This window comes from Parasphingorhabdus sp., assembly GCF_048267785.1.
Taxonomy (GTDB): domain Bacteria; phylum Pseudomonadota; class Alphaproteobacteria; order Sphingomonadales; family Sphingomonadaceae; genus Parasphingorhabdus.
This window is the reverse complement of sequence record NZ_JBLWWU010000022.1, coordinates 45,709-60,163: the sequence shown is the minus strand read 5'-3', so window position 1 is coordinate 60,163 and position 14,455 is coordinate 45,709. Positions and strand designations below refer to the sequence as shown.

The following is a 14,455-nucleotide window of genomic DNA, read 5'->3' as shown; positions in this document are numbered from 1 at the left end:
AACCGGCGATTCGTCTTGTTGATCACATAGGTGCGACCACGGCGACGGATGACGCGGCAGTCCCGGTGACGGTTTTTAAGCGACTTCAAAGAGTTGCGGACTTTCATTTTGGTACCACGCCTTGATTATCTGAATTTCTTGAAAGCAGCCTAGCTGCGTTGAAGCAGGGCAATTAAGGTCGACTGCCGCCAAAGTCAAGCGACCAGCGCTAATCTCCCCGAATTTCGACGAGTTTGCGTTCCCACGCCAATGCATGGGCGACAATTTCATCGAGGTCGGCATGTTTCGGCTGCCAGGGAAAGCATTCCATAATCGCCCGATTGTCGGAAATCAGCGAATCGGGGTCGCCCGCGCGCCGCCCTTCCATATTCCGCTTGATTCGCAGGTTGGTGACCCGGTCAACCGCATCGAGCACCTCGAGCACGGAAAATCCGCGACCATAGCCGCAGTTGAGCAGATGGTTCCGATTCGGGTCCGCGATCAGTGCTTCCAGCGCCAGCACATGTGCGCTGGCGAGATCCGACACATGAATATAGTCGCGGACGCCGGTACCGTCCGGCGTTGCATAATCCGTGCCGAAGACAGCGACGCTGTCCCGCTTGCCAAGCGCGGTCTCGACCGCGACCTTGATCAAATGGGTCGCGCCGGCGGTCGATTGCCCGGTCCGCGCCTGGGGGTCGGCACCAGCGACGTTAAAATAGCGCAGTGCGCAGAAATTCAGATCGTGCGCCGCAGACACATCGTGCAGCATATGTTCGGTCATCAGCTTGGACATGCCATAGGGATTGATCGGCAGTTGCGGCGTGCTTTCGCTGACCGGGCTTTCCTCGGGGATGCCGTAGGTTGCTGCAGTTGACGAAAAGATGAAATGATTCACGCCGCCGGTCACCGCCGATTCGATCAGACTACGGCTCTTTGCGCTGTTATTGTGATAATATTTGAGCGGATTCTCCACCGATTCCGGGACGATGATCGAACCGGCGAAATGCATGATCGCGCCGATTTTTTCGTCCTTGATGATTCGGGCGACCAGGGCATCATCCTCGATATCGCCTTCATAAAAGGCGACATCTTCCGGCACGGCCCAGCGAAAACCGGTGGTCAGATTGTCAATCACCGCGACCGGCCATCCGGCATCCAGCAGCGCCAGCACCGCGTGGCTACCAATATAGCCTGCTCCGCCGGTGACCAATATCGTAAACGGCTTTGCCATTAATCTTACGTTCCTATTTCATCTCTATATCGGCTGTTTAACGAGATGGTCTCTCCAATCGGTTAACCACGATCGCCTGCGGATATATTTTTTTCCATAGTCTCGGAGATTATGCGCTAATATAGGATCAAGCAGTTTTAAGGAGTGAGTATCATGGCCGCTTTTCAATCATTCGCAACAATGACATTGGCAGCATTGCTCCTGTCCGGTTGTACGGCGATGACACCGCCTGTGGATGTCACCCGTTTTCACAATGCGCAAGTGGCGCCGATCGTGCCGGGCAGCGTCATCATCCGGCCCAATATGACCGATGAAGGCCATAACCGCAGCATTGAATATACAAGCTACTCGGCCGCCTTGCTGCGCGAATTGCAACGAGTCGGATTTTCCGAAGCGCTCGATGACGCGAAAAGCAGCGATTATATCGTTCGCTATACGCTCGAAAGGGCAGTTTTGAGCGCCAGCGGATCACGATCACCGGTTTCGGTCGGTGTTGGCGGCAGTACTGGCAGTTACGGGTCCGGCGTCGGCCTGGGCATTGGCATCGACCTCAGCGGCCCGCCGAAGGACAAGATCGTCACCGAACTTTCGGTACGTCTGACCAAACGGGACAGCGGCGAGATTGTCTGGGAAGGCCGTGCATCGGTCGAAGCAAAGGATGGCTCACCTGCGTCCCAGCCAGGTCTCGCCGCCGCCAAATTGGCTGATGCCTTATTCAAGGACTTCCCCGGAGAGTCCGGAACCACTATCAGGGTGCCATGACCATAAAAATCACCAGCGCATTCGATAGCGGCAATATCGAAGTTCATGCCGTCAAAGGTACCACCGCAGAACTGTCCATCCGCAAGGACAAGGACAGCGAGTTTTTTCAATGGTTCCATTTCCGGGTCGCCTGCGAAATTGGCGACGAACTGGAGCTGAACATCGGCGGCCTGAAGGAATCGGCCTATCCGCAGGGTTGGCCCGATTATAACGCCTGCGTCAGCGAAGACCGGGAATATTGGGGCCGCGCGGCGAGCAGTTATGACGAAGCCAGCGGCACCCTGTCGATACGCTATACCGCGAGCAGCAATATCATCTGGTTCGCCTATTTCGCGCCATATAGCATGGAACGTCATCACGATCTGATTGCCGAGACAGCCGGATTCGAGGGCGTCACGGTACGGACGCTGGGCCATAGTCTTGAAGGCCAGCCGATGGACTGTCTGGAATTGGGCAGCGGTGACAAACAGGTCTGGCTCTACGCCCGCCAGCATCCGGGCGAAAGCATGGCCGAATGGTGGATGGAAGGCGCGCTGGAAATGCTCACCGATCCAGCCGATCCCCACGCACGGCTTTTATTGCAGCAATGCCGGTTCCATATCATCCCCAATATGAACCCGGATGGTTCGCGCAGGGGGCATTTACGAACCAATTTCGCCGGAACCAATCTCAATCGCGAATGGCACGAACCGAGCGCAGAAAAATCTCCCGAAGTGCTTTGTGTCCGCAACGCCATGGACGAGACCGGCGTTGCCTTTGCCATGGATGTGCACGGGGACGAAGCAATACCAGCCGTTTTCATCGCCGGTTTTGAAGGCATTCCGTCGATCACCAAAGCACAGCTGGAAAAATATCACGGCTATCGCAACCGCCTCGCCCAGCGTACACCGGATTTCCAGACCGACCTCGGCTATCCCACCGCCGCAGAAGGCAAAGCCAATCTGTCGATGTCGACCAATCAGGTCGCAGAACGTTTTGGTGCGGTAGCGATGACGCTGGAAATGCCGTTCAAGGATAATCGCGATCTGCCCGATACCGAACAAGGCTGGTCCCCCGAGCGCTGCAATCTGCTCGCCCGCGAATGCCTGGCCACGCTGGCGGAGATGATCGGCGATATCTAGAGAATCGGGATTGCGTCCACCCGTTTGCGAAGCGCCTGCCGGTCGCGACGAACATGATGTTGCCCGCTCTCAAGACAGAGAAGCCGCACAGCCGAAGGAATCCCGAATTCCCACCCTCACTGCACCAACGGTCCGTCTGTGATTTCGAAGGCGACGCCCTCAACCTCGGTCCGGGATGCCAATATCGAAAGATATTGGGACACTGCCTTACGAAAGCTGGCTTCTTCCAAATAATCCACGATCTTCTGCCGAACGGCTTCAAAAGGAAGCGTTTCCCCCTCAACCCGGCGGCCTGCACGAATGACGTGAACGCCAAACCGTGATTTAACCGGTTGGTCGCACAGTTCACCCTCGTTCAGGGCAAACAGGGCCTGCTCAAACGGTTCGACCGTTTGTCCTGGACCAATCTGCCCAAGATTGCCGCCCTGTTCCTTTGACGGGCAGGAGGAAAGCTGGCGCGCCAGTTTGCCGAAAAGATCCGGCTCCGCCTGAATTTTCCGGATCGCACCGCGCGCATCTCCGATCGCCAGAGAATAAGCGAATTCATCATCGGGCGACGCCGCAAACAGAATATGCTCCGCTTCGACGATAGTCGGTGAAGAAAATCGATGCTGATGCTGTCTATAGAAACGCTGCGCAGTGGCCTCATCGGCAGATGGCGTTTTTACTTCCTGTTCCAGCAAAGCTTCGATGCGGGCATCATCGGGGGCGAGCTTATGGCCCTTGGCATCTGCCAGGTCGGTTGCCGCAATATCAAGCCGGTCTGCTTCGTCCAGCAACAACCGTCGTACAACAAGCGCCTCGGCAGATCGTATCCACGCATCCTCAGGCGTCTCTGAAGGATGGTTCTGTGCCTCTGCTGCGATGTCGCCCGGTGCTATTTCAACACCGCCCACGCTGATCCTTTCCATAACATCAGCCATTGCGCGCCTCCATCTTGTGGCCGGCTAATTTCCGGGAACGCACTATCTGATATCCTGGACGCCAGATATAACGTAGCGGCGCTGATAACATGTGCACCAGCCGTGTGAACGGAAACAAAAGAAATATGGTCAGGCCCAGCACGATATGGGCCCTGAAAATCCAGTGAGAGCCAAGAATGTAGGAAGAAGCTTCCGGATTGAACGTAAAGATGCCATTTGCCCACGCCATGAATCTGACCATTTGCATACCATCCATATGGCTCAATGAAATCGGTACGGTTGCCAGACCTAAAGCGAGCTGAAACCATAGCAGAATCAGAATACCGGTATCGGCAAAAGTCGAATTCACCCTGATACGGGGATCAAACAGACGCCGATGCAACAACAGGCTTGCCCCGATAAATGAAACGGCTCCGGCAAATCCCCCACCACCGACAGCCAGCGCCTGTTTCCATTCATGCTTTACGTGAAGACTGTCAAAAATCCAGATTGGCACCAATAGTCCGAATAAATGCCCGAAAAAAACGACAAGCACACCCAGATGAAACAGGGTCGATCCCCATATCAATTGCTTGCGTCGCAAAAACTGGCTGGACCCGGAGCGCCATCCATAGGGTTCACGGTCAAAGCGGATGATAGAGCCAATCGCCAGAACCGTCAGCGCGAGATAGGGATAAATCCCGAAGAGCAAATGATTGAGAAAATCAGCCATGTTTTTCACTCCTGATTGATTCAGCATCCAAGGACGGAGAAAAACGGCTCACCATCGCCGCCGCTTTCGGGCATTCCGCTTGACCATGAGGCGCAGATTCTGCGCCAAACGTCACTTCCTCCTCCTCCCACGCGGCATCCAGTGCTTCGAGATCATCGGGATCGTCGGCTGGCTTGATTGCGCTTTCAACGTCAATGCCGCGATCAATACCCGCCATATCGCACAATGTGATCAGAACCGTGGCATAGTCCGATCCGCGTTCCTCCAGCCGCCGAGCCAGTGCAACCAGCACAAGACCGGGCTCGGCCAATTGTTCAAGCGCTGCCTCTCGCGGCAACACCGAGCAATATTCAAGGAACTGAGGCAAATAATCGGGCAATTCACTGGACACCGGGTCAAGTCCGGCTGCCAAATATCTTTCGCGTAGATCAACCATCGCCTGGCCCCGGTCACGACTTTCACCATGGACATGTTCAAACAGATGCAGCGAATGGACGCGGCCACGATCAAACAATTCTACATAATTCTGCTGCACATCAATCAGGTCATTTGTCGCCAATCTGTTGAGTAGCGGCTCCAGGGCCTCGATATGCGCTGCGTTCAACATGGCGTCCTCGAAAAGCGCTTTTCGCATTTCCGGAACAGCATTTTGTATATCCACAGTAGGATATTGGAGCAGGGCAGACAGGATGCGAAATGTGACGCTCATGATATTAACTCCGTCGGGGTCGGGAGTTTCTTGCGGGCGGGCGCACCAAAGAGATTGGTTTCGCTGCTCCCGTTCGAACAACCATTGCCAAAGGAAAAACCACATGAACCGCGTTCGTCGAACATATCCTCTGCGTCTTCACGATGTCCGGATGGAATCACAAACCGGTCTTCATAATTGGCAATGGCCATGATCTGGTACATATCTTCAATCTGCGCTGGCGTGAGGCCGACACGTTCCGCAACCTTGTCGCGGATGACGCCGTCAACGGTCTTGCCCCGCATATAGCTGCGCATGGCGAGCATTCGCTCCAGACAGATCGCGATCGGGTCTTCGTCGCCGGCTGTCAGCAGATTGGCGAGATATCTGAGTGGAATGCGCAAGCTGCGGATATCGGGCATATCATCAATCATCTCGATCTTGCCCGCACCGGCGGCGGCGCTGATCGGAGACAGGGGCGGCACATACCAGACCATCGGCAAGGTCCGATATTCCGGATGTAGCGGAAACGCGACTTTCCATTCCATTGCCATTTTCCAGATGGGCGAATGACGAGCGGATTCCAGCCATGCCTCCGGCACGCCATCTTTGCGTGCCTGTGCGATGACTTCAGGGTCATGGGGATCAAGGAAAATATCGAGCTGCGCCTGATAAAGATCCTCGACATTTCCCGCCGACGCGGCCTCGTCAATACGATCCGCATCATAGAGCATCACACCAAGATAGCGGATACGTCCAACACAAGTTTCTGAACAAACGGTTGGCTGTCCAGCTTCAATACGGGGATAGCAGAATATGCATTTCTCCGATTTTCCTGTTTTCCAGTTATAATAGATTTTCTTGTAGGGGCAGCCCGACACACACATGCGCCAACCACGACATTTTTCCTGATCAATCAGGACAATGCCATCTTCCTCGCGCTTGTAGATGGAACCGGACGGACAAGCTGCAACGCAGGTCGGGTTAAGACAATGTTCGCATAGACGGGGCAAATACATCATGAATGTATTTTCAAACTGGCCGTATATTTCTTTCTGAATTCCGTCGAAATTATAGTCCTCCGAACGCTTGGAAAATTCGCCGCCGAGGATTTCTTCCCAATTGGGTGCCCAGTTGATTTTTTCCATGCGCCGGCCGGTGATGGCCGAGCGGGGCCGGGCGGTGGGTTGCGCTCTGGATTCTTTCGCGCTTTGCAAATGACCATAGTCGAACGTGAACGGTTCATAATAATCGTCGATTTCCGGCAAGTCAGGATTGGCGAATATCTTTGCCAGAAGCCTCCATTTTCCACCCATGCGTGGTTGCAGACGACCGCCTTTTTTCGTCCATCCGCCATTCCATCGTTTCTGGTTTTCCCAATCCTTGGGATAGCCAATGCCGGGTTTCGTCTCGACATTGTTGAACCAGGCATATTCCATGCCTTCGCGACTGGTCCATACGTTTTTGCACGTCACCGAACAGGTGTGGCAGCCGATACATTTGTCAAGGTTCAGAACCTTGCCGATTTGCGCTCGAACCTTCATGCCACTTGCTCCCTTGCTGCCATTGCTGGCAAGGCCCCATCGGGCAGTTCCTCTTCCATCCAGTCCACTCTGGACATTTTGCGAACGATGACAAATTCATCGCGGTTGGACCCCACTGTTCCATAATAGTTGAAGCCATAGGAAAGCTGCGCATAGCCACCGATCATGTGGGTTGGCTTCAAGACGGTGCGGGTGACGCTGTTGTGGATTCCGCCGCGAAGGCCGGTCAGCGGCGAGCTCGGCATATTCACGATCTTTTCCTGTGCGTGGTACATGAACAATGTACCTTCTTTCATCCGCTGCGACACGACGACGCGCGCGACCAGAGCACCGTTGCTATTGAACGCCTCCACCCAGTCGTTATCGACCAGCCCTGCCTTGGCAGCATCGATTTCCGACATCCACACAATCGGTCCGCCACGCGATAGCGTCAGCATCAACAGATTGTCGCTATAGGTTGAGTGGATGCCCCATTTCTGGTGCGGTGTGATAAAGTTCAGAATGACATGTTTTTCCTCCGCCGCCTTGTCGATCATCGGCTTGACGGCCTTCGTATCAATCGGCGGGCGATAGACGCAGAAGCCCTCACCGAAAGCGCGCATCCAGCTATGGTCCTGATATAGCTGCTGCCGTCCGCTCAGCGTGCGCCAGGGGACAAGTTCGTGCACGTTTGTATAGCCGGCATTGTAACAGACATGTTCGCTTTCTATCCCCGACCATGTTGGCGAGGATATGATCTTGCGTGGCTGAGCCTGAATGTCCCGAAAACGGATTTTCTCGTCTTCCTTGGGTAGTGCGAGATGCCTGTGGTCGCGTCCGGTATTTTCGGACAATGCTTCCCAGGCCTTTACCGCGACCTCGCCATTGGTTTCGGGGGCCAGCATCATGATAAACTCGGCCGCGTCAATTCCGGTATCAATCCGGGCATTGCCTTGAGTCGGTCCTCCGTCATTGACAGTACCGTTGAGCTGTTTCAGCAGTTCAACCTCATGCCCGGTATTCCAGCCGATACCTTTGCCGCCATTGCCCAGTTTTTCCAAAAGCGGTCCGACGGAAGTGAAGCGTTTGTAAAGTGCGGGATAATCGCGCTCCACCACCGTCACTTTGGGCATGCTAATGCCGGGTACAGGTTTTGTTTCGCTCTTGCCCCAGTCCTCCACATCGAAGGGCTGGGCAATCTCACCCGGCGTGTCATGCATGATCGGAGTCAGAACGACATCGTCTTCGACCCCCAGAACCTCTGGTGCGATTTCGGAAAACTTCTTTGCGATCGCCTTGTATATTTCCCAATCGGACTTGGATTCCCAGACCGGATCCACCGCAGCGGACAGCGGATGAATGAACGGATGCATATCCGAAGTGTTGAGATCGTCTTTTTCATACCAGCTCGCCGTTGGCAGAACGATATCGGAATAGACGCATGTCGTGGACATCCGGAAATCCAGGGTTACGACCAGGTCGAGTTTGCCTCTTGGCCCCTGATCATGCCAGACAATCTCATCGGGCTTTTGCCTGCCGGTTTCACCCAGGTCTTTGCCCTGGACACCATGCGACGTCCCCAGCAAATGCTTCAGAAAATATTCATGCCCCTTTCCCGACGAGCCCAATATATTGGATCGCCAGACAAACATGTTGCGCGGCCAGTTTGCGGGATCATCGGGATCCTGGCAGGACATTTCCAGCGCGCCGGATTTTAATCCATCAGCGACATAATCCTGTGCCTCTTTGCCAACCCCCTTGGCCGCTTTGGCGATGTCCAGCGGATTGGTTTTCAGTTGTGGCGCGCTGGGCAACCAGCCCATGCGTTCCGCCCGGACATTGTAATCGATCAACGTGCCCGACCAGTCGCCGTCTGGCGCAGTGGGTGACAATATCTCTTTGATGTCCAGCGTTTCATACCGCCACTGGTCACTATGGGCATAAAAGAAACTCGTGCCGTTCATCTGGCGCGGCGGACGGTTCCAGTCCAGTCCAAAGGCCAGCGGCAGCCAGCCGGTCTGCGGACGCAGTTTTTCCTGGCCAACATAATGCGACCAGCCACCGCCCGATTGCCCCACACAGCCGCACATCACCAGCATGTTGATGATGCCACGATAGGTCATGTCCATGTGATACCAATGGTTGATCCCGGCCCCCAATATGACCATGGATTTGCCATTGGTTTTTTCCGCATTCGTAGCGAACTCCCGCGCGACCGATATGATCTGGTGCGCCGGAACGCCGGTAATCTGTTCCGCCCATGCAGGGGTATAAGGCACATTGTCGCGGTAATCCTTGCTGACATGTTCACCGCCCAACCCTCTGTCGAGACCATAGTTGGCGCAGAAAAGGTCAAACACGGTTGCAACCATTGCCTCGCCGTCTTTTAATTTCACGGCACGGACCGGCACTTTGCGGTTCAGAACGTCAGGATGATCGGTTCCCTTGAAATGGTCATGTTCCTGATTGCCGAAATATGGGAAGGATACATCGACAATATCATCGCGATGCTGATCCAGTATTGCGGTCATTCGCAATGCGACATCATTGCCCTTGCCGTCCTTCTCCTCCAGGTTCCATTTGCCTTTTTCACCCCAGCGGAAACCAACCGAACCCAAGGGCGCAACAATTTCTCCGCTGTTGTCATCAAAAGCTACCGATTTCCATTCGGGATTGTTCTTCTCTCCGAGTGAACCCTTGAAATCGGACGCGCGCAGCATCCGTTCCGGAACATAAGCACCGTCTTTTTCAACGAGCCGCACCAACAACGGCATATCGGAATATTTGCGACAATAATCCTCGAAATAGGGCACCTGGCGATCAAGATGATATTCACGGAGGATGACATGGCCGATTGCCATGGCGAGGGCGGCATCGGTTCCTTGTTGCGGGTTCAACCAGATATCTGCAAATTTTGTCGCCTCGGCGTAATCGGGAGACACTACGGACACTTTCGCACCGCGATAGCGTGCCTCTGTCATGAAATGCGCATCGGGTGTCCGTGTTTGCGGCACGTTTGACCCCCAAAGCATCAGAAAACCTGCATTGTACCAGTCCGCACTTTCGGGAACATCGGTCTGCTCACCCCATGTTTGCGGCGATGATGGCGGCAAATCACAATACCAGTCATAAAAAGACAGATTGGTTCCACCCAGCAACGAGAGATAGCGTGCACCGGCGGCATAGCTGACCATCGACATGGCCGGGATTGGCGAGAAACCAACCACCCGGTCAGGACCATATTTCTTGGCGGTATAGGCATTGGCAGCGGCGACAATTTCTGTCGCTTCATCCCATGCCGCGCGGATAAAGCCGCCATGCCCGCGAATGGCGGTATAGCTTTGCCGCTTCGCCTTGTCCTCGACAATAGACGTCCAGGCCGCAACCGGTGTCATCGTTTTGCGTGCCTCACGCCAAAGGCGGACCAGCCGCGACCGGATCAAGGGATATTTGAGCCGCTGTGCCGAATAGATATACCAGCTGTAACTCGCCCCGCGTGGGCAGCCTCGAGGTTCATGGTTGGGAAGGTCAGGCCGTGTACGCGGATAATCCGTCTGCTGCGTCTCCCAGGTGATGATTCCGCCCTTGACATATATCTTCCACGAACAGGAGCCTGTGCAATTGACTCCGTGGGTAGAACGCACAATCTTGTCATGCTGCCACCGTTTGCGATAGCCATCTTCCCAACTGCGATCTTCGGCCGTGGTTACACCATGCCCATTTGAGAACGGTGCTTTTTGTTGCTTGAAGAAAGTCAATCGATCAAGAAGGAAGCTCATGGTTCGGGTCCTTTAATGGGCTATGCTGGAACGGTTTGCGGGGCTTTGCCGCGTTCGATATCGTGGAGGGTTCCGCCTTTTCGGACATAGACAAACCATGTCAGAGCCGCGCAGCTGGCATAGAAGATCAAGAAACCCCAAAGCGCGGCCATCGGCGAACCCGTTACGGCGATTGAACTGCCAAAGCTTTTGGGAATGAAAAATGCACCGTAGGCAGCGATGGCGGACGTAAAGCCAACAATCGCCGCCGATTCCTTCTCAGCCTGTCTGGTGCGGTCCGCGTCGCTTAGCTCCGGCATCAAGCGGCTGACTTCCTGACGCATGATAACAGGGATCATCTGGAAGGTGGAAGCGTTACCCACACCGGTGATGAAAAACATGAAAATGAACATCGCCAGGAAGCCCACAAAGCTATTCTGGTTCAGGAAATAGATGACGCCGACGACGCCCAGCATCATGGCGGCAAACACCCAAAAAGTTACGCGCGCCCCACCCCATTTGTCGGACACCCAGCCGGTGGCCGCGCGGCTCACTGCCCCGACCAATGGCCCCAGGAAAACATATTGAAGGACATTTACATCGGGAAACTCGCTCTTCGCGAGCAGCGGCAGTCCGGCAGAGAAGCCGATAAAGGATCCGAATGTTCCCGTATATAGCCAGCACATGATCCAGTTATGCTTGCGCTGGAAAATCACGGCTTGTTCGGCAAAACTGGCTTTTGCATCCGCAATATCACTCATTCCGAACCATGCCAGCAAGCCCGATACAATAATGAACGGGATCCAGATAAAGCCGGCATTCTGGAGCCAAAGCGGCTCGCCCTCGCTGGTCGATATCGGCTCACCGCCAAGCGCGCCAAAAACGCTCACCGTTATGACGATGGGAATGAGGAACTGCATTACCGAGACGCCAAGATTACCAAGACCAGCATTGAGCGCCATTGCATTGCCCTTTCTTGCTTTTGGAAAGAAGAAGCTGATGTTGGACATGGAAGAGGCAAAATTTCCGCCGCCAAATCCGCATAGCAAAGCAAGAACCAGAAAGATAAAATAGGGCGTATCCGGGTTTTGAACCGCATATCCTATCCCGAAAGCCGGAATCAGGAGCGAGAAAGTTGATAATGTTGTCCACAGCCGCCCGCCGAAAATGGGAACCATGAAACTGTAGAATATTCGCAGCGTGGCCCCCGACAGCCCCGGCAATGCGGCTAGCCAGAACAATTGATCGGTTGAATAGTCAAATCCGATCAGCGGCAGCTTGGCAACCACCATCGACCAGACCATCCAGACAGCGAACGCGAGCAATAATGCGGGTATCGATATATAAAGATTTCTGCGCGCGATCGGTTCACCGACATTTTTCCAGAAGTCTTTATCTTCGGGACGCCAGTCTTCCAGTATCTTGGAAGGAACCTGCCCATGAAATTTTTCCTCATGGATCTCCGCGAGTTCCGGAAATTCCGGGAGCGACCGGGCATCAACCCCCGACGCCTTTTGCTCCATCTGGCGAACTGCGACATGCATCCATGCCAATGCTATGCCGACAAGCGCAAACAAGACCATGAAGCAACTCGTCCAGATACCGGTGAGATCGCTGACCGCGCCAAAGACAATAGGGAGTATGAATCCGCCAAGCCCGCCAACCATGCCAACGAGCCCACCGACCGCGCCAACATGTCCCGGATAATAAACCGGGATGTGCTTGTACACAGCGGCCTTGCCCAGCGACATGACGAAACCGAGCACGAAAATCGTCAGAACAAACGGTACGAGCCCCATGGAAGTGGAAAAACTAATGTCACCCTTGATCCCGTGGATCACGTAATCGGTTGCGGGATAAGAGAGCATGAACAGGCAAAGAAGCGATATGCCAAAGGTCGCGTACATGACCTTGCGTGCGCCATATTTGTCCGAGAGTATGCCGCCATATGCCCGAAACAGGCTCGCTGACACCGAGAAGGTTGCGGCTAATATGCCGGCCATCTTGATGTCGAGACCATAGACGCCCATCAGATATTTGGGCAGCCAGAGGGCCAGTGCGACAAAGGCACCGAAGACGAAGAAATAATAGAGCGAGAAACGCCACACCTGCTGGTTTCTGAGCGGTTCAAGCTGTTGTTTCAGGGATTTTGGTTTTGCGCCGGATATTTTGCGGGCCGCATGTTCAGGGTCATCTTTTGCGAAAAGGAAGAAGATTATCGCGGTGGCCCCCATGATAACCGCCCAAATCTGTGCCACCGCGGTCCAGCCAAGAGCGACCATAACAAAAGGTGCTGTGAATTTCGTGACTGCGGCGCCAACATTTCCCATGCCAAAAAAACCCAAGGCCATTCCCTGCTTCTCTTGCGGATACCATTTGGAGACATAAGCAACGCCCACCGCAAAACAGCCGCCAGCAAGCCCCAGGCAGAGCGCTGCAACCAGCATCGGGAGATATGTTTCGGCATAGGACAGCAGGAATGTTGCCACCGCCGAGACCAGCATGGTCAGCGGAAGTACCAATCGTCCGCCATATTGATCGGCCCAGACCCCGAGGAACAGCCGGGTCAGTGATCCGGTAAGAATTGGCATCCCGACAAGCAGACCAAATTGGGTATCATTCAGTCCCAGTTCGGCTTTTATCTCGATGCCGATAATGGCAAATATCGTCCAGACAGCGAAGCAGACCGCAAAAGCAAAGGTACTGAGACCCAGAGCCCGGTTCTGATCCGCAACGGTCGGAATTTGTGTCGCCGGCATCATATAACTCCATTAGAGTTTTCTCGCGATTCTATTGGGAGGGTTGACCAGACAGTATTTTGATCTGGGTCAAACAAGTGGGCACAGATGACCAGAAATTGCTTGTTGCCTGACAAGTTTCAGGCCATGCCTAGATTATGATCATTTCGCGAGTTGATTAAAATCAATTTACCCGATTTGTTTGAGTATCATGCGTTGAGGAAATAGCTTTGCGTGCAGGTGAACGTCCAGAAATAGCCCAGCTGCCTCTTTTTGCTGAAATGAATGAAGACCAGCGCGAACGTGTTTTCGCCGCGTCGCTGTTGCAGGTATTTCCCCCGCAACTCACATTGTTCGACGTTGGTCAGAAACCCGATTTCCTCTTTGTTCTTGTCGATGGTTTGGTCGAACTGTTCACATCAAATGCGGACCGGGATTCGACATTGGCGATTGTTGAACCGGTGACCAGTTTCATCCTCGCAGCACTGGTTACCGATCAGCCTTTTCTCATGGCTGCGCGCACGTTGAAACCTTCCAGAGTGATGCTGATCCCGGCAGACCTGCTGCGCGATGTGATAAAGCAGGACAGTGCATTGATGCAGCAAGCGATGCGCGAACTGGCGATCGGCTACCGGAATATGGTGCGCGCCCTGACAGACATGAAATTGCGGCAGTCGACCGAACGGTTGGGAAATTTCCTCTTGCTCGAAAGCCACAGACACAATGGTGATAGGAACCTGCAACTGCGAGGCGAGAAAAAGCTCTTGGCTTCCCTGTTGGGAATGACGCCAGAAAATCTCTCGCGCGCGCTCAGCGCGCTATCGAAGCATGGCGTATCCGTCGATGGCCCAAATATCGAAATCACAGATCATGATGCGCTCGTAAAATTTGCCCGGCCCGATCCGTTTCTCGATAAATATATATCCTAGATCCAACAGCCTTTGCGGCAGGTTTTCATTTTGGCTCGATAGAGACGCATGCCTTGGTAATATCGGCGGCGAAACCATCGACTTCCTA

General features: G+C 54.1%; 11 protein-coding genes. 3 read left to right on the top strand and 8 right to left on the bottom strand.

The genetic code is table 11. The features are described 5' to 3' along the window. Window positions 1-107, bottom strand: a 107-nt coding sequence (gene ykgO, locus ACN0VD_RS15395) for a type B 50S ribosomal protein L36 (protein ID WP_417595838.1), incomplete at its 3' end; no start/stop codon positions are given. 101 nt (window positions 108-208) lie between these two features. Continuing rightward, window positions 209-1,213 carry a UDP-glucose 4-epimerase GalE gene (gene galE / locus ACN0VD_RS15390; RefSeq protein ID WP_417595832.1) on the bottom strand — a complete coding sequence of 335 codons (1,005 nt, stop codon included), beginning with the start codon at window positions 1,211-1,213 and terminating at the stop codon, window positions 209-211. Window positions 1,214-1,366: 153 nt separating this feature from the next. Here galE and ACN0VD_RS15385 point away from each other — a divergent pair, with 153 nt between their 5' ends. Together ACN0VD_RS15385 and ACN0VD_RS15380 are read left to right on the top strand one after the other, a co-directional pair. Then, on the top strand, window positions 1,367-1,975 hold the full coding sequence (locus tag ACN0VD_RS15385) for a DUF4136 domain-containing protein (RefSeq protein ID WP_417595830.1): 609 nt from the start codon (window positions 1,367-1,369) through the stop codon (window positions 1,973-1,975). Further along, on the top strand, window positions 1,972-3,096 hold the full coding sequence (locus ACN0VD_RS15380; protein ID WP_417595828.1) for a M14-type cytosolic carboxypeptidase: 1,125 nt from the start codon (window positions 1,972-1,974) through the stop codon (window positions 3,094-3,096). The genes ACN0VD_RS15385 and ACN0VD_RS15380 overlap by 4 nt, the downstream gene beginning before the upstream one ends. Before the next feature lie 116 nt (window positions 3,097-3,212). Here ACN0VD_RS15380 and ACN0VD_RS15375 read toward each other — a convergent pair whose 3' ends face one another. From ACN0VD_RS15375 to ACN0VD_RS15350, 6 genes are read right to left on the bottom strand one after another with little or no spacing between them, the layout of a single operon-like run. Then, window positions 3,213-4,019: a peptidylprolyl isomerase gene (locus tag ACN0VD_RS15375; RefSeq protein WP_417595826.1), complete on the bottom strand. Its 807-nt coding sequence runs from the start codon at window positions 4,017-4,019 to the stop codon at window positions 3,213-3,215. Further along, complete coding sequence (gene narI, locus ACN0VD_RS15370; RefSeq protein WP_417595824.1) at window positions 4,012-4,731, bottom strand: respiratory nitrate reductase subunit gamma; 720 nt, start codon at window positions 4,729-4,731, stop codon at window positions 4,012-4,014. The genes ACN0VD_RS15375 and narI overlap by 8 nt, the downstream gene beginning before the upstream one ends. Then, window positions 4,724-5,440: a nitrate reductase molybdenum cofactor assembly chaperone gene (gene narJ, locus ACN0VD_RS15365; RefSeq protein ID WP_417595822.1), complete on the bottom strand. Its 717-nt coding sequence runs from the start codon at window positions 5,438-5,440 to the stop codon at window positions 4,724-4,726. The genes narI and narJ overlap by 8 nt, the downstream gene beginning before the upstream one ends. After that, window positions 5,437-6,963, bottom strand: a complete 1,527-nt coding sequence (narH, locus tag ACN0VD_RS15360) for a nitrate reductase subunit beta (protein ID WP_417595820.1) — start codon at window positions 6,961-6,963, stop codon at window positions 5,437-5,439. Before narH ends, narJ begins: the two co-directional genes overlap by 4 nt. Continuing rightward, complete coding sequence (locus ACN0VD_RS15355; RefSeq protein ID WP_417595818.1) at window positions 6,960-10,721, bottom strand: nitrate reductase subunit alpha; 3,762 nt, start codon at window positions 10,719-10,721, stop codon at window positions 6,960-6,962. Before ACN0VD_RS15355 ends, narH begins: the two co-directional genes overlap by 4 nt. Before the next feature lie 20 nt (window positions 10,722-10,741). Continuing rightward, a complete protein-coding gene (locus tag ACN0VD_RS15350; protein WP_417595816.1) occupies window positions 10,742-13,462 on the bottom strand; it encodes a nitrate/nitrite transporter in 2,721 nt (906 codons plus the stop codon). 206 nt (window positions 13,463-13,668) lie between these two features. On the opposite strand from ACN0VD_RS15350, the gene ACN0VD_RS15345 reads away from it, so the two are divergent. Then, window positions 13,669-14,367: a helix-turn-helix domain-containing protein gene (locus tag ACN0VD_RS15345; RefSeq protein WP_417595814.1), complete on the top strand. Its 699-nt coding sequence runs from the start codon at window positions 13,669-13,671 to the stop codon at window positions 14,365-14,367. The last annotated feature ends 88 nt before the right edge of the window (window positions 14,368-14,455 follow it).